Source organism: Bifidobacterium choladohabitans (genome assembly GCF_016102005.1).
GTDB classification, from domain to species: Bacteria; Actinomycetota; Actinomycetes; order Actinomycetales; family Bifidobacteriaceae; genus Bombiscardovia; species Bombiscardovia choladohabitans.
In genome coordinates this window covers 456,733-477,724 of sequence record NZ_JACFPL010000001.1, presented here as the reverse complement: position 1 = coordinate 477,724, position 20,992 = coordinate 456,733, and the positions used below count along the sequence as shown (strand labels likewise).

The following is a 20,992-nucleotide window of genomic DNA, read 5'->3' as shown; positions in this document are numbered from 1 at the left end:
TAGACCCTTCCGTGAGAGAATTGGGAACATGTCCGTATCACTGATCGTGCTTATCGTCATTGTCCTGCTGGTCGTGTTGCTGGTCATCTGGGGCATCGGGGCCTACAACGGTCTGGTCAATCTGCGCAACCGGGTGGCCAATGGCTGGGCCCAGATTGATGTCCAGCTCAAGCAGCGTGCCGACCTGGTGCCCAACCTGGTCCAGACGGTCAAGGGCTACGCCTCACACGAGTCCACCGTCCTGGAAGAGGTGACCAAAGCCCGCGCCGACGTGGCTCAGGTCCAGGCGGCTGGCGGGGATCAGATGCAGGCCCGTGCCGATGCCGAGCAGCGGCTGGGCCAATCCCTGGTCACTCTGATGGCTCGGGCGGAGGCCTACCCTGAGCTCAAGGCCAACCAGAACTTCCTGGACTTGCAGCGTCAGCTCAAGGACCTGGAGGACAAGATCGCCTACGCCAGGCAGTTCTACAATGATGTGGTTCAGAAGTTCAACACCCGCATCGAGACGGTCCCCTCAAACATCATCGCATCCCTTTTCCACTTCCGTCAGGCCCAGTATTTCCAGGCTGACGAGGGTAGCCGCCAGGCGCCCGTAGTGGACTTCGGACAGTGAACGCCCCAGCGGCCTCCTCTGGGAAACCAGTCTCAGGCCATCCCTCTTGGAGTACCTCCCGTTTCTTCCGAGCTCTGGTCCTGGCTCTGGTGGCAGGCTTGGTGACGTGCTTGGTTGCTGCCCTGCTGGTCTTCAATAGGAATCGGCCCGACCTGGTATATGATTCAGTCGATTACGATGTCCAGGTCCTTGATAATGGCGATTTGCATATCAGTCAGAACCTGACCGTCACCATGAATTCCCGCGAGGATGACAACGGCGACGAACGTCCTTGGCGGGAGCTCTACCAGCGCTATCAGATCAAGCCTGATCGACTGACCGGTATAAGCGACATAAGCGTGACTGACCTGACTAATGGCTCCACATATAGGCAGGCCGACCCACCGAAGGATCCTGATAACCTCGATCAATTTCCCGACTGGGACAAGACCATGGCTGGCACCTGGTATATGGGCACGGTCTCGGATTCGGGGCTGGAATCCTACAATCCGGGCGATACGGGTCAGGGTTCCGCCTGTGGCAATCAAGGAAACCAGTGCCAGGTGGAGTTGGGCTGGAACATTCCACAGACTGCCAAGGATTCAGGACGGCGCTTCCGCATCGACATGACCTTCCACGGGGTCACCACTGCCCATCCCGATGTGGCCGAATTCCAATGGGAGCCCGTGGGCGACACCAACCAGATTCCCATTGAGCATATGAGCGCCGACGTCAAGCTTCCCAAGCAGATAGGAACAGAGAAGGACAAGGATGCCAAGGCCTGGCTGCACTTCGCTGGCAGAGGCTCCTACCAGGTGGGCGATGATAGCCGTATCCAATTCTCCGCAGATCATATCGAGCCTGGTCAGCATCTGGATTTGGTGGTGCTCTTCGATGCGGGGAGGACTTCTTCGGTGGTCAGGACCGACTCTCAGCCGGCCCGTGACCGTATCGTCCAGCAGGAGCGCCAGCAGTATGAGCGCTGGCATACCGAGCAGACCAGACGGGCGCGGATTGGACTCTTGACGGGCATCTTGGCACTCTTGGCTGCTATCGCGCTGATTGCGGTCATGCTTTGGCAGGCTTTCCGCACCTATGGGGACTCCCAGTACCGAGGCGATATTATCTATTACCGTCAGCCTCCTGATCTGTCACCGGCCGTGGCCGCCGTTATCAACGATTTGATGCTGAGCCGAGAATCCCCTATTGGCAGGCAATTGTCAGCAACCATTCTCTCCTTGGCCTACAAGCGGGCCATCGCTCTGATTCCGGTCAGGTATGAGGACCGGGCGAATTCAGGCGGAGGTGCCGTGACCAAGGTGATGCGCTCGCTGTTCCACAAAGGCAAACTGCAGTCCATGGAAGTGGTCATCAATCCGGTCTGCAGTCAGGATCGAGCCTCCCTGGCCCTGTCCTTAAGCGAGGAAGCCTGCCTGACCATGCTGGAAGGTGCTTCCGCTCTGATGGGTTCCAAGGATGAACGTTTCGACCTGTACGAGATGATTGCTCTCTTCTCCAGCACCGAAGCTAATCATGGCAAGGTCTATCTGGAGGCTTTCGACAAGGCCGTCAAGTATGAGACCAACAATGCTGACCTACGTGCCTATCGTCATGGTATAGAGGTCTTGCCCTTCCTGGCCGTGCTCTTGGCCGCTTTCATCCTGCTGGCTGGATTCCTGCCGGGCACCGTGCTGGTACGTGCGCCCTTGGCCGTGCTTCTGGTGGCTGTTGCAGCATTCTCCATTCGTTATGGTAGTTCGCAAGTGCTCAGCAGGAATGGACAGCTCATGGCTGGTCAGGTGTCAGGGCTTCGGCGCTATCTGCTGGACTTCAGCGATTTTAGCCACCGGGGCGTGGAGGATCTGGTGCTCTGGGACCGCTACCTGGTTTACGCTGCGGCCTTCGGTATAAGTGACCGGGTTGTCGCTCAGCTGGCACAGGCCAGCCCTGAACTGACCGACTTCGACTGGCTGAATAATAATGCGCGCGGGAGCCTGCTCTACTGTACCTTCCTGCCTTACAGCCAGAATGTTCCGGTGGCTTCCTCCGTGAGTGGCCCTGAAACATTGGCTGCAAATTCAATGCTTGGCCAAGGCGGGGTGGTTGATCTGGGTACTCAGTTGACCCAGGGACTCGAACAGATCGGCGGCCTGATCGGCCAGGCCAGCGGCAACAGTTCCGGTAGTGGTATTGGTGGGTTTGGCTCCGGTGGTGGTTCCTTCGGCGGCTCCGGTGGCGGCTCCGGTGGTGGTTCCTTCGGCGGTCGTTGATACTGGGCCACAAGCTAAGCTCGATAGGAAGCCGGCGGCATTGAAGCTGGCATCAATCTACAAGACGGGAGTGCATTCATGACATCGGCGATGCGGGCCTTGGGGCCCTTTACCACGACAGCGGTCGGACTGGGCTGCATGGGATTGTCCATTGAGGGCAAACCGGACCAGACAACGGCCATCGACGTCATCCACCAGGCCCTGGATGCTGGCTGCCGACATCTGGATACCGCCTGGTCATACTACGAATCGGGCGGCCCCGAACAGACCAACGAGCGACTGGTTCGCCAGGCTTTGGACTCCTGGAAGGGACCTCGTCAGGATGTGCTGGTGGCCACCAAGGTGGGACACTACCGCAACTTCACCGATGGTCGGCCAACCTGGGCTGTGGACGGTCGACCGGAGAGCCTGATCACACACGCCAAGGAGTCCGCTCAGGCCCTGGGCGTGGACACCATCGATCTGCTCTACATGCACCGGCCTGACCCGCAGGTGCCCTACCAGGAGTCCCTGGAGGCCATGGCCGAGCTGGCCAAGCAGGGCGTGGCCCGGACCCTGGGTGTCTCCAACGTAGATATTGAGCGGATGGACCTGGCTCGCAAGATTCTGGGCGATGACCTTGTGGCCGTGCAGAACCAGTTCTCGCCTACCTTCACCAGCTCCCGCCAGGAGCTGGACCATGCGGCCGAACTGGGTCTGGCCTTCGTCTGCTGGAGCCCCCTGGGAGGCTTCCGAGCACCCAAGGACGAAACCCGTTATGATGCCTTCCGGCAGGTGGCCCAGGAGCGCGGCGTCTCCCACCAGCGTGTGGTCCTGGCCTGGGAACTGTCCCAGAACAGCAACGTCTTTGTGGTTCCCGGGGCTCACAGGGCGGCCACCATTCTGGACTCCCTGCAGGCGGCCGACATGGAACTGAGCGAGGACGAGATGGACCGCCTGAACCGGGCGGCGACTGCATGAGTCCCAAGCCTGAACCAAGAGAGCAGGGCACCCAGAGCGCTCAGGGCCAAGCCTGGGATCGGGAACGGACCTTACTGGACAGCAGTTCCCTGCCGTCACTGGACGATCAGGGCCGGCCGATCCCAGTCACCATTCCCATAGCCTTAGCGCCAGGGATCAAGGTGGTCTACACCACCAGGCTGGGCGGGGTCTCCTCAGGCGATTATGCCCAGCTGAATATGGGCGGCAAGGGAGGCGATGACCCGCAGGCAGTTGCTGCCAACCGTCAGGCTCTGGGTCGCCAGCTGAACCGTCCTGTGGTCCTGGTGGACCAGGTTCACTCAGCCCAGGTCTGGGATGCCGACCAGGGTCAGCCCCAGGGGCGCTGCGAAGCCGATGCTCAGGTGACCACCCGTCGCGACCTGGCCTTGGGCATCTTCGCCGCTGACTGCCTTCCCGTGCTGCTGGCCGACCCCCAGGCTGGCGTGATGGGGGCGGCCCACTGCGGTCGTCGTGGTCTGGTTGCCGGAGTCATTCCGGCCACAGTCCAGGCCATGGCCGACAAGGGAGCCGACCCGTCCAGGATTGTGGCAACCCTGGGGCCTCGGATCTGCGTGGATTGCTATCAAGTGGGCCCGGACCTGGCCGATGACTTCGAGAAACGCTTCCCCGGCGCATCCGGACCATGCCGGTTCGGCGGAATCGCCATTGACATCGCCGCTGCAGCCAGGATGGAACTGGAGGCGGCAGGAGTGACCAAGATCGTAGACTCCGCCCCCCGGGTCGGTGCCGCCACCAGATATCTGCGTCAGGACCCGGACCTGGCAGAGCTGTGCAGACAGGACGGTGAGGGTCCCGACCTGTCCAAGCGTCTCGAGGAGTTGCGTCGGCCCTTGTGCACCCTGGAGAATCCGCTCTGGTACTCCCACCGCCGGGCCGCGCTGGCCAGCAAGACGGGGGAAGGCCGCATGCTGGCCCTTATCCTGGCAGACGACTGACCTTGTAGATTGATTGATCCTGCTCCCAGCAGCCGGAACAGGCCTCGGGTGCAGATGTTCGGTGCAGATAGCGCCGGGTCTGCACCTTTCTCTGTTTGCGTATGAGTACCGTTGAATCTATGAGTGAGAGCAGAGCATCGGCAGCCCCGTCCGAGGTCAGTCAGGATGACGTAGAGTCAGAGGAGCAGATTCAGCCAGTTGTGGCGGTGATTCTGGCGGCCGGGCTGGGCGTTCGATTCGACGAGAACAACCCCAAGCAGCTGGTGCAGGTGGGCGGCAAACCCATCATTACCTGGTCAATTGACGCCTTCCAGCTCAATGACCGGGTCACCGACATCCTGGTCGTGGTCAACGATCGGGTGCGGGAGGCTGTCGAGGCCATTGTGGCAGATGATGCCTACGACAAGGTCCGCACGGTCATCCAGGGCGGCATCGAGCGCACGGACAGCACCGAAGCGGCCCTGCAGACCCTGGCTGATGCGGAGATCCCCCGGGATGCCAAGCTGCTCATCCACGATGCTGTGCGTCCCTTCGTCAGCCAGGAGTCCATCAATGGCTGCATCGATGCATTGGATACCTTCAACGCCGCAACCGTGGCCGTGGCCTCGACCGACACCATGCTGATGGCCGGCGACCTGGGCGAACGCAAGGTGGTGCGCCAGGTGCCCGACCGCGACAACATGTTCAGGGCTCAGACCCCACAGGCCTTCCGTTTCAGCACCCTCCGCAAGGCCTACGACCTGGCCGCCGCGGATCCCGACTTCCACCCCACCGATGACACCCGGGTCGTGGTGGACCACCTGCCCGAGGAGCCGGTGGCCATCGTGACCGGCAGTGTGACCAACATGAAGATCACCCTTCCCTCGGACGTGCCCATGGCTGAATGGATAGCGCGCTCCTTGGCGGGGTGAAGCCCTGTGTACCATGGAGCACATGGAGCAGATCAAGGTCATCGTCGCCGGATACGACCATTACCAGGGTGTTGACATCAACCCCTCCTACCAGGTCTCGCTGGCCCTGGCCGAGCATGGCATGGAGGGCATGCGCCCTGTCGGCCCCACCGAGGAGGACCCCTTGGAGGGCGTGGACCTGGCTATTTCCTCCGTCACCATGCCTGTCAGCTTCGCCAAGGCCTGGCCCATACTGCATGAGGCCATAGAGCGGGTGCATCCCGATATCATCATTGCCACAGGGCTCAAGCGTCGGGCTCGCGGCATCGCCATGGAGCGTTGCGCCGTCAACCTCAAGGAGGATGACGCAGACGACCGTGAGAACTTGGGGGAGCAGGAGCCTCAGGATACTGCCCGCGAGAACAGCCGCCAGCCCATCGACCCCCGGGGTCCGGCCGCCTACTGGACCCGTCTGCCCTTGAGGGCCATCCTGCACGACTTCGGCACCTGCGGTATCCCCGCCACGCTGAGCTCGGACGCGGGCACCTACGTCTGCAACGCACTCTTCTACAATCTGCTGGCATGGGCTGCAGGACACAAGGATGTCCTGGCCGGGTTCGTCAGCCTTCCCCTGGTCAATGAAAGCGGCGGTCAGGAGTGCGGCCTGCCCCTGGATCAGCAGATACAGGCTGTGCGCGAGGTGGTCAATGAGACCATTCGCTACTACCGCAGGCCCTCCTCCAGCCCTATTCTTATTGCCTGAGACCCGTATGTAAGGCCAATGTGTCGGCGGCAGGTCAGAAGGCGAATTCCGGCCTGTCATGGGGTAGAGTCGAGGTAAATCCACCGGACCGAAGACATTCTTGTCACGGGCCGGCATGTCCTGGTGGCGAAGAGGAGTGTTTCCATGGCCGAAGATCAGTTTCCCGTTGTCCTGCGAGGCTATGACAAGGAGCGGGTCGACCAGACCCTGGCGGCCTCGCGGAGCAATCTGGCCCGGTTGCGTCAGCAGATCAAGGCTGATGATGATCGCATTCTGAAGCTGGAGGCGGAACTCCAGGAGGCCAAGTCACGCAAGGTCGAACAGCCGCGCAACTCCTTCGCCTCCCTTGGGGCCAACGCCCAGCAGCTGCTGGCCTCGGCCGAGCAGACCAGCACTGAGCTGCTCAACCGCGCCAAGCAGGATGCGGCATCCACCAAGACCTCCGCCCAGGAGAAGGCGACGACCCTGGTCAACGAGGCCCAGCTTGAAGCCAAGCACATCGTGGACGAGGCCAATGCCAAGGCCAAATCCATCGTCGAAGCCGCCAATGACGAAGCCAGGACCGTCACCACCACCGCCAAGCAGCAGAGCGAGCAGAGCAAGTCAGCAGCCGACAAGGTCGTGGCCGAACGTCGCCAGGCCCTCGATCTGGAGCTGCAGAACTCCCGCGAGGAGCATGAGAAGCGACTGGCCACCAGCAAGGCCACCCAGGACAAGGAGCTGTCCGAGCAGAAGGCCAAGGCCGCCAAGGAGATCGCCGACAAGCGGCGCAAGAGCGACGAGGAGATCGCCAAGCTCAAGAAGGATGCCAACGATCAGATTCAGAAGGCCCTGGCCGAGGCCAACAAGAAGCTGGCCGACGTGCGCGAACAGGTCTCAAAGAGCCTGAATGACGCCCGCAGGCAGGCTTCGGAGATCACCGACAAGGCCAAGTCCGAGGCCCAGCAGATTGTGGACGAGTCCAAGGTCACCAGTGCCGAGACCATGGCCAAGGTGAACGCCGAGGCCGAGCAGGTCCGCTCCGACATCGCCGCCCAGCAGGAGGATGCCACCAAGAAGGTGGGCGAGCTGCTCAAGAGCCTTGAGGAACGGCGGGTCAAGACCGAGAAGGAGTCCCAGGAGCTGATTGAACAGGCCAAGGCCACCCGCAAGGATGCCGACTCGTTCGCCTCCTTCAAGCGTGAGGAGTCCGAGCGCAAGGCCAGCCAGCTGCTGGAGGAGGCCAAGCAGCGCGCCCAGGATGAAGTCGAGGCCCATCGCAAGGCCGCCCAGGCTGAGCTGGACGGACTCAAGGACCACATCACCAAGCTGCAGCACCGTGAAGCCACCATCACCTCCCGGGTCGACGAGCTACGGAACATCTTCTCCAAGTCCTTCGGCAACTTCGACGGCTTCCACGATGAGGCTGTGGTCAGTGACCAGGACGAGGGGCAGGCGCCCAGCGTACCCGTGGTCAACGCTGTACCTGCCGCGGATCCGTTGCCGGCTCCAGCCCCAAATGCCGAAAGCGAGGATGAAGGTGTCGGCCAGCCCGTCACCGACACCCAGGAGGAAGCCACTCGGACTTCGATCGATCAGGTCGCAGTGGGCCAGCCGGCCGATGACCTGACAGCTGATGACGCGGCAACTGATTCCACCAGCAATTCAGAGGATAAGGCCAACGCGGCCGTGACTGTCCGTTCCTCGGCCAATATGCCCACTCAGGTTCTGCCCTCCCCGGCCCCGAGCGTCCTGCCCGGTGCATCTGGCCAGGCCGATGATGCGCCGGTCCAGGCCAAGGATGGACAGGTGGAGAAGGCGGTCACCGACCAGGAGACTACGGTCATTCCGCCCATCAACGATGACGTGCACCCAACAGATCGGGACTGATTAGGGAACATCGGTAATTCAACAGGGCCGGGTTGCAGGCATGGTCTGCGACCCGGCCTCTGTTTTGCCTGGAAGTTGCCTGGCCGCATGTCGAAACGGGCGCGGGCGTCAATCTCGATTCCAACCCTTGCTCTGGCCTAGAGTCGATGGTGAAGAGGTGCAGGCAAGGGTCACGGGGTTGGGAGAGCATCATGCAGCAGCCAAATCAGTCATCATCAGATTCGTCCGTCACGGATTCGACCGAGGCGGATGCGGGAAGACGGGGAGGATCGGGCGCATCTCCAGGACCCGCACGCTCATGGATCGCCCAGGTTCGTCGTGGGGTGGATCTGCAATCCCTCTATGCTCTGGTGTATCTGGTGGTGGCCAACCTGATTGCGGGAGTTCTGAATCTGCCCTCGGTGGCCGCAGCCCTGGGAATTGCCCGTCAGCCAGGGCTGGCCGATCTGCTGGGCGATCTGGTCATGTTGGTCTTCCTCTTCGGCACCCGTGGCCAGGACCTGCTCGGCCGTGGCTCCAACCCTGTAGGGTACAAGGCTCAGACCAATCCCGGCCCGGCCGTGCTGATCGGGGCCATCCTGCTGATCATGCTGGCCAGCAGCATCGAGACGGGCTTCACCTGGGTGGTCAACCAGGGATCCCAGGCCCTGGGGCTGGTCTACCATTCAACAACTTCCCAGATCGCGGCGGGCCAGCATGGGTTCCTGTCGCCCCTGGACACGGCCATCCTGGTCCCCGTCGTCGAGGAGTTCCTGCTACGCGGCGTGGTCATGGGCAGGCTCAGACCCTACGGTCGGACCTTCGCCATCGTCACCTCCTCCTTTATCTTCGCCTGCCTGCACGGAGACATCACCCAGAGCGTGTTCACCTTCCTGCTGGGTCTGATCCTGGGTTTCATCGCCATGGAATACTCCATCCTCTGGTCCATGGCTCTGCATATCTTCAACAACCTGATCCTTGCTGACGCCATGATGTGGCTGACCCAGACGGTGCCGGCCCGCACCGGCACGATGATCAACCAGGGTATGACCCTTCTGGGCCTGGTTGGCGGACTGGTCGTCCTCTGGCTGATTCGGGGACAGCTGGCAGACTACCTGCGCGCCAATCGTTCACGCCACGGAACCTATAAGGGCTGGATCTCCCTCGGGCTGGCTGTCCTGATGGTCCTGGCCGTGGTCAATGCAGCCCAGCGCTTCTCCCTGGCTTGACAAGGTACAGTTGTCCACATCCTCCTCCAGGCGAACCCTCGATGACCAATTCCCGCTATGCTGGATGCAGGGATGCAGATACATCCGCATGAAAGGAAACAAGGACAGACCGTATGACATCAGCACTGACACCACTGGATCAGACCCGTTTGGAGGGCCTGCGCACCGCCTTCGACGAGCGCGAGGCCAACCACGTCGCCATGAACGCCGTCACTCAGGTAGGCATTGACGAAGTGGCCCACAACTATAATCGCTCCCGCCTGCTCCAGCACCGATTTTCGGTCAGCATCGACAATGGCACGGTCACCTCGCAGGCGCACTCCGGCCGTTGCTGGCTCTTCAGCTCGCTGAATGTAGCCCGATTCGTGGCCCGCAAGGCTCTGAACATTGACGGCAAAAGCACCGCCAACCCGATGGGCGATTTCGAGCTGTCCCAGAACTACGCCATGTACTACGACAAGCTTGAGCGCGTCAACTACTTCCTGCGCGACGTGGCGGCTCTGGTGCGTGCCGGCGAGCCCGTCGACTCCCAGCTCATGCGCTTCCTGATGGGCGATGTCATGGGCGATGGCGGCCAGTGGATCATGGCCATGAACATCTATAAGAAGTACGGCGCAGTGCCCAAGCAGTACTATCCCGAGACTGCCTCCTCCCAGAACACCAGCCAGATGAACGATCAGCTGCGTCGTCTGCTTCACCAGGCCACGGCTCACATGGTGGCCAACCCGGACGGCATCGACGAGATCATCGACCGGACCCTGGAGGCCGGTCACCGTATTCTGACCATTCACCTGGGCACTCCGCCCACCAGCTTCGACTGGGAGTGGACCGACAAGGACGGCGTCTTCCACCGTGATGGGCGGATCACCCCGCAGGAGTTCTGGAAGCGCTACGTGAATGCCGGGCTTGAGGACTATGTCTGCCTGGTCGACGATCCGCGCCCCGAGCATCCCAAGGGCCGCAAGATCGGCATCGAGCACCTGGGCAACGTGGCTGGCGGCAATCCCACCGAGTACCTGAACGTCCCGGTGGAGGTCATGAAGGACTGCGCCCGTCGTCTGATGAGCGAGCAGGGTCTGCCGGTCTGGTTCGGCGCCGACTGCCATCCCATGATGGACCGCAAGGCCGGTCAGTGGGCCACCGACCTGTTCGAGTACGGCCGGGTCTACGGTGTGGACTTCAACATGGACAAGGAGCAGCGGGTGCGCTTCGGCGATTCGGCCCAGAACCATGCCATGGCATTCGTGGGCGTGGATGTGGCCGATGACGGCCGGACCACCAACCGCTGGCGGGTGGAGAACTCCTGGGGCGGGGATATCGCCAACAAGGGCTACTTCACCATGAGCGACGACTGGTTCAGCCAGTATGTCTACGAGGTGGCCGTGCCCAAATCCATGCTGTCCGAGGAGTATCGCCAGGCCTTCGACCAGGAGGCCATCATGCTGCCCGCCTGGGACCCCATGGGTGCCTTGGCCTGAGCTTACCTATCTAACTGTTCGCTCCCGTGGCCTATAAGGGTCGCGGGAAAGGACCGTCCACATTGGCCCGGATGTGGGCGGTCATAAGCAATTCGGGCATGATCGTCGTAGCGCGACAGAGAGGAGAGCGACCGTGGCATTCGTCAAGGAACCGGATATCATCCCGGAAGAGGGGCGGCAGTATTTTGCCGATACGGCCGTCTTTCCCGAGACAGTGGATGTCAATATTCGTCAGCTGGATCCCATCCCGGCACCCAGGGTCTTTCTGCGCTCGCGGCCCCTGGATTCGAAGCGTATGGAACTGGTCCGGGACTCCCGCCAAGCCATTCGCGATGTTCTGCATGGGCGGGACGACCGGTTGCTGGTCATCACCGGCCCCTGCTCCATCCACGACCCGGAGGCTGCTCTGGAGTACGCCCGTCGTCTGTCGGCCGTCAATGAGCGGTTGAAGGATCGGCTCCTTATTGTCATGCGGGTCTACTTCGAGAAGCCCCGGACCACGGTCGGCTGGAAGGGCCTGATCAACGACCCCGACCTGGACGGAACATTCAACATTCGCAAGGGGATCCGCCTGGCCCGCCAGGTGCTCTGGCAGGTCCTGGGCCAGGGGATTCCGGCTGCCACGGAATGGCTGGATCCCATCACCCCACAGTATCTTTCCGACGCGGTCAGCTGGGGGGCCATCGGCGCTCGGAACACGGAGAGTCAGGTCCACAGGGAGCTGGCCAGCGGCATGTCCATGCCCATGGGCTTCAAGAACTCGACCGAGGGCAGTGTAGAGGCTGCGGTCGATTCCTGTCTGGCTGCGGCATCCGAGCATCACTTCCTGTCCATCAACTTGGACGGTCATGTCATCGCCGCCGAGACCAGGGGCAACCCCGACTGCCACATTATTCTGCGTGGTTCCAGTCATGGCCCCAATTACGATGCGGAATCCGTCAGGTCCGCCCTGGAGGTCATGCATCAGGCGCCGCTGGGTCCTGGTGCCTGCCAAGGTCTGATTGTGGACGCAGCCCATGGCAACTGCGGCAAGGACCCCGTACGTGAGGCCCGGGTGGTCGAGGAGCTGGCAGACCGTCTCGCCAAGGGCGAGCAGGGTCTGTCGGGCATCATGATGGAGAGTTTTCTTGAGGGCGGTCACCAGAAACCGGCTCCACTGGATCAGCTGGTCTTCGGCCGGTCCGTCACCGATGCCTGCATTGCCTGGGATAGGACCGAGGAACTGCTGCAGATCCTGGCAGATGCCGTGCAAGCCCGTCGGGAAAGGAAGAAGGCATGAGTGGGATGAAGGATGAGCCACAGGAGCCTCTGCCCCGACCCAGCAAGGCCTACGAGGTTGAACTGGTGCACAAGGCGCTGGCGGCCGGCGTCAACCCCTTGCAGACCGGGAACCTGCCCAGATGGGAGGACGAGGTAGGCATAGGCAGGATCGTCAACAGGCGGGTCTTTGAGCTTGACCGCCTGCCTTCGCCCGCGCAGATGCTGACCCGATACCCCTTGGATGGACCGGCCAAGGACCTGGTCATCCGCTCCCGGCAGGAGATTGTGGACTGTCTGCATGGGCGGGACGATCGGTTGCTGGTCATTGTGGGCCCATGCTCCATCCATGACCCCGATGCCGCGTTGGACTATGCCCGTCGTCTGTCGGCCGTCAATGAGCGGTTGAAGGATCGGCTGCTGATCGTCATGCGGGTCTACTTCGAGAAGCCCCGGACCACGGTCGGCTGGAAGGGGCTGATCAACGACCCCGACCTGGATGGCAGCCACAACATTCAGAAGGGTCTGGTCCTGGCACGGCGCATCCTGCTGGGTGTGCTGGACACCGGGCTTCCGGCGGCCACGGAATTCCTTGAGCCCACATCGCCCCAGTACATTTCTGATGCGGTCAGCTGGGGGGCCATCGGTGCTCGGAACACGGAGAGCCAGGTCCATCGGCAGCTGGCCAGCGGCATGTCCATGCCCATTGGCTTCAAGAACGCCACGGACGGCAGCGTGGATGTGGCCATTGACTCCTGCTATGCGGCCTCTCAGCGCCACACCTTCTTTGGAATAGACCACGAGGGTCAGGCCGCAGCCGTAGCGACCATGGGCAATCCCGACTGCCATCTGGTCCTTCGTGGCTCCAAGTCCGGCCCCAACTACGATCAGGATTCGGTGCGGGCGGCCCTTGCCGTGCTTCGCCAGCGCATGCCCAAGGACAGCGCGGCCGCCCACGGACTGCTCATCGATGCCTCCCATGGCAATTCCGGCAAGGATGAGCGGCGTCAGATCCAGGTTGTCCATGAGTTGGCCCAGCGGATAGGCGACGGCGAGGAGGGCTTTACCGGGCTGATGATGGAGAGTTTCATACGTGGCGGCAATCAGAAGCCGGCCCCGCTGGACCAACTGGTCTACGGGTGCTCGATCACCGACCGCTGCATCTCCTGGCCCGACACTGAGGATCTGCTGGAGGAACTGGCACAGGCAGTGGACCGTCGTCGCAGCACGGCTCGTTGACTTACGGCCTGCAGTAGGCTGGTCGGGCCGCAGTCGCGGGTGAAATCATGGATAAGGAGTCAGGCATGAGTGAAACAGACGGTTCCCTGGAGGGTGAAGATCGACGGCCGGTTGTCGTCATAGGAGCCATGGACGAGGAAGTGGCCCTGATTGGCCAAGGCCTGAAGCAGGCGGATCAGGATCCGCACGCCAGTGATGCTGGACTGAAAGTCATATGTGGCACCCTTGATGGGTCGCAGGGCCCGGTTCGACTGGCTGCCACAGTGGGCGGCATGGGTACTGTCAACATCGCCGCCACCACGCAGTATCTGATTGATGCCTTCCATCCCAGGGCCGTCATCTTCTCCGGCATTGCCGGCAACCTGAACAAGGACCTGCACATCAACGACGTGGTTCTTGGAGGCACCCTGCGCTATCTGGACACGGACATGCGGTTGGTGGCCCAGTCGGCCCCAGGAACCGAGGAGTTCCACTCGGACCCCCACCTGCTGGATCTGGCAAGCCGGACTCTGGGTGCCATGGGAATCAAGCACATCGTCGGCACCATTGCCACAGGCAACTACTTTGTGGATAGCCCGGAGAAGATCGCCCAGGTCAAGGAGCAGACGGGGGCTGATGCGGTCGAGATGGAGGGGGCGGCCGTCTGCCATGTGGCGGCCCGCAACAAGGTCTCGGCCCTGGTCATCCGCGCTCTGAGCGACAACGCCGACACCGACTACGAGGTCTTCCGGGAGTTTGACATCTCCGAATATGCCGACACGGCCGCCAGGCTGGTGCTGGGCATCGTGCGTGAGCTTTGAGCCTAGATCGATAAGAAGCCCATGGGCGTGTGGCTTGGCGCCCGTGGGCCTGCGAGCTGATTGGTCGCGCCCGTTAAGGTTTGTGTACCATGAATCCGCCGCGGTCCTGCAGTCTTCGGATCTGACTGATGCAGAGCTCGGGGCGTCTGCGGATTTGACGGCCGCAGCCGAACTGTGTATTATTACCCTTTGCATACCAAAGACCGTTGGTCGGGACCTTTGGGTCTCCTAAGTTCGGTTGATCGAGCCAGCACAGGTTGAGTTTCAGATCGGTCCTTACGACCTGTTTTCCGCTCTGCCTGTCGGCAGGGCTTTCTTTTTGCCTGTCATGCTCGGTCGTCCGGCTCCCTCCAGAGGTCTGTCTAGGAAGGAACGCCATGAAAAGGCCCGAAAAGGAAGAGGCTGTCGCCAGGCTGACGGACAAGTTCCGTGACGCCGATGCCATCATCCTCACCGAGTACCGCGGGCTCAGTGTTCCGCAGGTCGCCGATCTGCGAAACAAGCTAGGCCGCGATACTTCCTACAATGTGGCGAAGAACACGCTAGCCCGGATTGCGGCCAAAGAGGCTGGAATCGAGGGTCTCGATGAGATGCTTGCCGGCCCCTGCGCCATCACCTTCGTCAAGGGTGATTACGTCAATGCCGCCAAGACGCTGCGTGATTTCGCCAAGGACAACCCGGCACTGATCGTCAAGGGCGGCTTCATCGATGGAGCTGTTGCTGACGCGGATGCCATGGAGAAGATCGCGGATCTGGAATCCCGCGATGTTCTGCTCTCCCGGATGGCCGGCGCGCTCAAGGGCACCATGTCCAAGGCCGCCAACCTGTTCGTCGCTGTGCCTACCAAGGCAGTGCGCACGTTCGACGCCCTGCGCGAGAAGCAGGAAAAGGCCGCCTGAGTCCACGGCCATCGGCCTGGATTCATACGGCAAACACAAGAAAAGATGTTCGGTGATCGGTCTACCAGTCAATGCCGGTCGCCACAAATGAAAGGAAGCCATTATGGCCAAGCTCTCCGCTGACGAGCTCATCGACGCGTTCAAGGAAATGACTCTGGTCGAGCTGTCCGACTTCGTCAAGAAGTTCGAGGACGAGTTCGACGTCGAGGCCTCCGCCCCTGTGGCCGTGGCCGCTGCCGCCCCCGGTGCTGCTGCTCCCGCTGAGGAGGAGAAGACCGAGTTCGACGTCGTCCTCTCCGCCATCGGCGACAAGAAGATCCAGGTCATCAAGGCCGTCAAGGCCATCACCAACCTGGGCCTGGCCGATGCCAAGGCTCTGGTTGACGGTGCCCCCAAGGCCGTCCTGGAAGGCGCCAAGAAGGAAGACGCCGACAAGGCCAAGGCCCAGCTGGAAGAGGCCGGCGCCACCGTCGAGCTCAAGTAGTCATCGGCTCTTTCTGAGCCCTTGCATGCTGGAAAGCCCTGTGCTGTCATCGACAGCGCGGGGCTTTTCCTATATCTTGTCAGACCTGCGCGCAAGGGTGGTTGCGCTGCCCCGTGCAGAGCCGATTCTCACCGGAGTATATGTGTTTGTTCCCCTCTGCCCCTGTGGACGCAGTTTCGGCCACTCAGAGGCATGGGGATGGCCATATAGTTGGAACGATTGCAATAGATTGCAACATTTTTTTCATGATTGAAACCGCAGCTAAGCTAAGGCTCTGTCCTATCGACCGTGACGCCGATGCCCAGATATGACAACGAGAGAGCAATCATGACCATCACCTTCACCAACCAGTTCTGGACCGTGACCTCCGGAGATCTGACCGATCGACGCAGGCCCCTGCAGGCCCCTCCAATGGGGGAGAAGCCCAGGGGCGCCATGCCCATCGTCATCGATCCCTGCCAGCGCCATCAGCCCTGGATCGGTGCCGGAGCCGCAATCACCGATGCCGCGGCCTCGTTGATCTGGGGCAGCCAATCCGCGCAGCAAAGGCATGCTCTTCTGGACGACATGTTCAACCCGGACAAGGGCGGCTTTTCAGTCATCCGCATACCGCTGGGCTCCTGCGAGCCGTCCTCCCAGCCCTACTACACCTACGACGACATCCCCTACGGGGAGCATGACAAGGATCTGACCAGGTTCTCCCTGGGCGAGGGCGAGCCGGGTGCTCCGGACGCCACCAAGGACTACAAGTACATCATTCCTGTAGTCCAAGAGATTCTGTCCATCAATCCTGCCGTGAAAATCATCGCCTCGCCCTGGAGCGCCCCGGCCTGGATGAAGAACACCGGTCACCTGTGCATGGGCGGTCACCTGCGTTTCGGCGAGTGGACCGGCAACGGCTATGATCCGCTCGAGGATTCCATAGAGGGGGTCTATGCCCGTTACTTCGCCCGCTACATCGACGAGATGGAAGCCATAGGCATCCCCATATGGGCGGTCACTGTGCAAAACGAACCCTCAAACGCCGCCCCATGGCCAGCCATGACCTGGACTCTGGCCCAGCAGGCCGACTTCGCCCACCGCTTCCTACGGCCTGTGCTGGACCGTCGGCACCCTCAGGTGCGCATCTTCATCAACGATGACTCGGCGCACTGCCTGACCGGACCGGTCGACAAGGATGTCACCGCCGAGCAGGCCCGTTCCATCGACGGCCTGACCTTGCACACCTATGACAACGACTATCCGCAACTGGACTATGCCAACCGGGTCTATCCACAGTGGATCTACGGCATGACCGAACGTCGCTGCATGCTGAACCAGACCCCCGAGGATGCTGCTCACATCATGTCCGGTGTCATTGGCAACTGGCTGGTCCGCCATGGCTCTTCCTTTATCACCCTGTGGAACATGGCCCTGGACGAGCGGGGGCTGCCCAACCAGATCGGTGCCGACGGCAGACGCGGGGTGGTCACCATCGATCATGGCAGCGGCAAGGTCCGCAGGAACCTGGAGTATTTCATGCTCCGCAGCTTCGGCCAGGACGTGGAGCCCGGTTCGGTAGTGATCGACTCCAGCAACTACACTCCGGACGGCTGGAGCGGCTCGCTGGGCTCCGTGGCCTTCCTGGCGCCGGACGGATCCATCGCCGCCCATATCTACAACCCCACGGGCCAGCCTGTCAGGGCGGCTGTCACAGTCAACGGCTGGGGGGACCGTTGGCAGAGCGTGACCGTACCCGCCTGGGGGACCGTGACCATGCACGCGACGACGGGCGAGCGGATCAATGATTCGGCCGTACCCGAGGATGAGGACTTCGCTCTGCAATTGCCTGAGTACACCGTGGATGACAAGGCTCCCGGACAGGACTGAGGCTCGGATTCTGCAAACTGGGAAAGAGCCCGGCGGAAGGAGAAATACGATTATGGAGGAGATCTGGACCGCAACCGCAGGGGACCTGTCCCAGCGGCGAGAACCTATAGCGACCCCGGAGACGACAACTGGGCCCGGCGCAGCCGTCCCCATCGTCATCGATCCAACCAGACGCTATCAGTACTGGGAGGGGGCCGGCGCTGCTCTGACGGACTCCAGTGCCTACCTGTTCATGACGGCCATGGATGCCGACCAACGCCATCGGATTCTGACCGAGCTCTTCGACCCGGCTCAGGCGGGCCTGTCCACCTTGAGGATCTCCATGGGGTCCTGCGACTTCTCCAGCCAGCGCTACTACTCCTATGATGACCTGCCCGAGGGGGTGATGTCGGATTCGGGCATGACCTACTTCTCCGTTGGGCAGGGGGAGCCGGGCTCGCCCGAGGCCACCAAAGACATGAAGTATGTGGTCCCCGTCCTTCAGGAGATCATGGCCATCAACCCGGGCGTGCGGATTCTGGCTTCGCCCTGGAGCGCACCCGCCTGGATGAAGGACAGTGGTCGGCTGGACGGGGCTGGACGTCTGAGGCTGGGGCAATACTGCGGCAATGGCTACCGTCCACGTGACACGGTCGATGCCGCCTATGCCCGCTATTTCGTGCGGTTCATCGAGGCCTACCAGAAGCTGGGGATTCCCATCTCGGCAGTGACCATGCAGAACGAGCCTTCCAACAATCCGCCCTGGCCCATGACGATCTGGACACCTGAACAGCTGGTGCGCTGGGGCGTGGACTACCTGCGTCCGGCGCTGGACCGTAGCTTCCCCGAAGTGGAGATCTTCTTCGGGGATGACGGATTGAGGTTCTTCAGCCGCCCGGTCAGCGACTATATGACCCCTGTGGAGGCCCTGAGCTTCGCCGGGACTGCCATGCACACATACTCCGGCCTGCCCAAGTGGGTCGTGAACGCCACCAGGCAGTTCCCCGGATGGCGCTCGGTCATGAGTGAGCGGCGCTGCATGCTGGACGAACGGGTGGACGAGGCCAGCCATGTCATGTTCGGGGAGATCGGCATCGGACTGGTTCGCCAAGGCGTGGGCATGATCGACCTGTGGAATCTGGCCCTGGATGAGCAGGGTCTGCCCAGTTGGGCGCGAACCATGGGCCGGCGCGGGGTCATCACCGTCGATTCCCGAACCGGCGGTGTCAAGCGCAACCTGGAATATTTCATGCTCCGTAATTTCGGACAGGATGTGCCGGTCGGCGCTCGCAGGGTGGCCTCCACCAGCCATACCCGCGACGGCCGGACCGGCGGGCTGGGATCGGTCGCCTTCGTTCGCGACGATGGTGAGCTCAGCGTCATCCTCTACAATCCGACCGGAGAACCTCACCAGGCGGCCCTGACCGTCAATGGCTGGGGCGCCAACTGGCGACTGGTAAGCGTGCCGGCTTTCGGGACTGTTTCCTGCCACATGTCAGACTCCGATCGTCTCAACCGCAGCACGGTGCCAGAGGATGACCAATTCGTCGTCCATATGACTCCGCACCCAGACGACGACCACGACGAGGGAGAGGACGGCCAGGACTGATCCGATGACGGCGGCCGTTGCTTGACTCTGATGGTTGTGTCCAGATCAAGGGCGGCCGCCGTTTCTTGTTGATCGAGTCAATCGCTTCGTTGCCAAAGCCTTGCCTGAGGGGAGGGTTCGCAGCACCGGCATGCCTGCCAGTCTTTCATGTGTCCTTTATCGGTTAATTCGGCACGCAATCAATCCTATCTCTGGGTTTCATGACAGAATAGGCGATAGTACCGAGTGAAGGCGGCTGCAGATTTGGGAGGTCGAAAACGTGAGTGACGATCGGCGACCGGGGCAGGTGTGGATAATCAAGTTCAATGGGGCGGAAGAGACCCGGCTCAAGCCTGGCGAGACCGTCGAGATCGGCCGCAAGCCCCTGCGTCCGCTGGCCGATGACGGTCGGCGTCGTCTGGAGGTGCCCGATCAGACAAAATCCATGTCCAAGCGACATGCCATTTTCGCCGTCGACCAGGACGGTCTGGCAACCCTGCGCGACATGGGTTCCACCAACGGGTCCTATCTGATCCAGTCCGACGGATCCCTGGTCAGGTTGCCTGTGGATGCCGACTTCCCCCTGTCCAGCAGTTCGGCTCGTTTCCAATTCGGTGATGTCCCCGTCGACTTCGTGCGGATCAGCAATCCTGAAGAAGATAAGACCGATCCTTCGACCCGCGTGCCCGACCTCTTCTCATACTCCACGCAGCCCCGGGGCATGGTGGAGCCTGATGCAGCTGAGATGTCCGTCGACGACATTCTGGACATGCGCGCCGGCGAGCCCACTGGCATCTTCAAGGCCGACGGGGTCCGCAACAGGGTCACTGCCCTTCACGATATGGCCCTGGGTGCCGCCAAGACAGCCGATTCTTCTCAAGAGGCCGCCGGCGCTTCTCAGGATCGTCCCGGGTCTGTCCCAGTCGCTCGCGACTCGCGGGATAATCCGTCGCAGCCCGCGGATTCGCGGGGCTCGCAAGCGCGGCATTCTGACGATTCTGATCCAATCGAGCATGGCCAGGCTGACAGGGGGCCGGTCGATGCAGGCTCAGCGGATGGTCAGGGATCGGACCGTCGCAGGGTCTATGCCGACCAGCCGGATGACAGGGCATTCGAAGACCGCCAGGGTGACCGGCGTGCAGGTGACTTCCAGGCCCAGGGCGCTCGTGGCGAAGCTCGTCGGCCTCTGCCATGGCAGGAGCATGAATCCGAGCAGGGCCTGCCTCTGGTCGGCACCCAGGAGGAGGACAGCCGGCCTGTCGACCGTGACCTTTTCGCTGATGCTCGCCGATCACGTTCCCCCGAATCCGCTCCTGATCAGAATCACTACAACCAGGATGCCGACGATGCCCATGACGTCCGTGACAATCGTGGTCATCGTGACGATCGTGCGGTTTCCGGCCGCAGCGGCCATGCAGACGGCCAGTCACGGCAAGGCCGGAGGGGCGAACCGGACTCGGCCCAGGGGTTCACCCCTCTGGGAGCCGTGGAGCTAGCCCGCCTGTCCAAGAAGGAATCAGATCAGGCCCGGCGTCCCAAGCCAGCGGATAAGCAGGATGATGACCAACGTTATCAGCCGGCCTTCGAGCCCGGATCCGTCTTCGAGCGGGTCTCCAAGGGGGACTATGACCGTGGCCAGGAGGCCATCGTGGTGGACGGGATGAGCTCCGATGATGCCAAGCGTACCGGGGACTTCGCCCTGCAGTTCGCCATGGCCAAGCATCGGCAGCTGCTGCCTTTCCTGGCGATGAACCCTGCCCTCTATGATGATCTGTACGCCTGGTTGGAGGCTCAGGGCGACCAGGACATCGACGCGGCCCTGCGCAACAATGACGGGTATCACGAATATCTGAACGCCGTGCGGAAGTGA

At 61.9% G+C, this 20,992-nt stretch carries 17 protein-coding genes; all 17 read left to right on the top strand.

The features are described 5' to 3' along the window. The first annotated feature begins 28 nt into the window (after window positions 1-28). The 17 genes from H3S97_RS02110 to H3S97_RS02030 all read left to right on the top strand — a co-directional run bounded on the left by H3S97_RS02110 (window position 29) and on the right by H3S97_RS02030 (window position 20,992). The gene (locus H3S97_RS02110; protein WP_198219469.1) at window positions 29-613 is read left to right on the top strand and encodes a LemA family protein; all 585 of its coding nucleotides are present in this window, start codon (window positions 29-31) and stop codon (window positions 611-613) included. Further along, the gene (locus H3S97_RS02105; RefSeq protein ID WP_198219468.1) at window positions 610-2,862 is read left to right on the top strand and encodes a DUF2207 family protein; all 2,253 of its coding nucleotides are present in this window, start codon (window positions 610-612) and stop codon (window positions 2,860-2,862) included. Before H3S97_RS02110 ends, H3S97_RS02105 begins: the two co-directional genes overlap by 4 nt. 78 nt (window positions 2,863-2,940) lie before the next feature. Beyond that, window positions 2,941-3,822 (top strand): aldo/keto reductase, encoded by an 882-nt coding sequence (locus tag H3S97_RS02100; protein WP_198219467.1) that lies wholly within the window; start codon window positions 2,941-2,943, stop codon window positions 3,820-3,822. Next, the gene (locus H3S97_RS02095) at window positions 3,819-4,799 is read left to right on the top strand and encodes a polyphenol oxidase family protein (protein ID WP_198219466.1); all 981 of its coding nucleotides are present in this window, start codon (window positions 3,819-3,821) and stop codon (window positions 4,797-4,799) included. The genes H3S97_RS02100 and H3S97_RS02095 overlap by 4 nt, the downstream gene beginning before the upstream one ends. Before the next feature lie 119 nt (window positions 4,800-4,918). Then, window positions 4,919-5,710: an IspD/TarI family cytidylyltransferase gene (locus H3S97_RS02090; protein WP_198177283.1), complete on the top strand. Its 792-nt coding sequence runs from the start codon at window positions 4,919-4,921 to the stop codon at window positions 5,708-5,710. A 22-nt stretch (window positions 5,711-5,732) separates the two neighbouring features. Next, window positions 5,733-6,452 carry a pyroglutamyl-peptidase I gene (locus tag H3S97_RS02085; RefSeq protein ID WP_198219465.1) on the top strand — a complete coding sequence of 240 codons (720 nt, stop codon included), beginning with the start codon at window positions 5,733-5,735 and terminating at the stop codon, window positions 6,450-6,452. 144 nt (window positions 6,453-6,596) lie between these two features. Next, complete coding sequence (locus H3S97_RS02080; RefSeq protein ID WP_198177285.1) at window positions 6,597-8,321, top strand: cell division protein; 1,725 nt, start codon at window positions 6,597-6,599, stop codon at window positions 8,319-8,321. Window positions 8,322-8,512: 191 nt separating this feature from the next. Then, window positions 8,513-9,529, top strand: a complete 1,017-nt coding sequence (locus tag H3S97_RS02075; RefSeq protein WP_198177286.1) for a CPBP family intramembrane glutamic endopeptidase — start codon at window positions 8,513-8,515, stop codon at window positions 9,527-9,529. Window positions 9,530-9,642: 113 nt separating this feature from the next. Next, window positions 9,643-11,007, top strand: a complete 1,365-nt coding sequence (locus H3S97_RS02070; protein WP_198219464.1) for a C1 family peptidase — start codon at window positions 9,643-9,645, stop codon at window positions 11,005-11,007. Between the two features lie 133 nt (window positions 11,008-11,140). Next, a complete protein-coding gene (locus H3S97_RS02065; protein ID WP_198177288.1) occupies window positions 11,141-12,286 on the top strand; it encodes a 3-deoxy-7-phosphoheptulonate synthase in 1,146 nt (381 codons plus the stop codon). Further along, window positions 12,283-13,503 carry a 3-deoxy-7-phosphoheptulonate synthase gene (locus tag H3S97_RS02060; protein ID WP_198177289.1) on the top strand — a complete coding sequence of 407 codons (1,221 nt, stop codon included), beginning with the start codon at window positions 12,283-12,285 and terminating at the stop codon, window positions 13,501-13,503. Before H3S97_RS02065 ends, H3S97_RS02060 begins: the two co-directional genes overlap by 4 nt. Window positions 13,504-13,568: 65 nt before the next feature. Beyond that, a complete protein-coding gene (mtnN, locus tag H3S97_RS02055; protein WP_198219463.1) occupies window positions 13,569-14,303 on the top strand; it encodes a 5'-methylthioadenosine/S-adenosylhomocysteine nucleosidase in 735 nt (244 codons plus the stop codon). Window positions 14,304-14,680: 377 nt separating this feature from the next. Continuing rightward, window positions 14,681-15,202, top strand: a complete 522-nt coding sequence (gene rplJ / locus H3S97_RS02050; protein WP_015022404.1) for a 50S ribosomal protein L10 — start codon at window positions 14,681-14,683, stop codon at window positions 15,200-15,202. Window positions 15,203-15,305: 103 nt separating this feature from the next. Then, window positions 15,306-15,686 (top strand): 50S ribosomal protein L7/L12, encoded by a 381-nt coding sequence (gene rplL, locus H3S97_RS02045; protein WP_045924837.1) that lies wholly within the window; start codon window positions 15,306-15,308, stop codon window positions 15,684-15,686. A 297-nt stretch (window positions 15,687-15,983) separates the two neighbouring features. After that, window positions 15,984-17,555: a glycoside hydrolase family 30 protein gene (locus tag H3S97_RS02040; protein WP_232356208.1), complete on the top strand. Its 1,572-nt coding sequence runs from the start codon at window positions 15,984-15,986 to the stop codon at window positions 17,553-17,555. Window positions 17,556-17,607: 52 nt separating this feature from the next. Further along, window positions 17,608-19,143, top strand: a complete 1,536-nt coding sequence (locus tag H3S97_RS02035; protein WP_198219462.1) for a glycoside hydrolase family 30 protein — start codon at window positions 17,608-17,610, stop codon at window positions 19,141-19,143. 259 nt (window positions 19,144-19,402) lie between these two features. Continuing rightward, complete coding sequence (locus tag H3S97_RS02030; RefSeq protein WP_288804130.1) at window positions 19,403-20,992, top strand: variant leucine-rich repeat-containing protein; 1,590 nt, start codon at window positions 19,403-19,405, stop codon at window positions 20,990-20,992.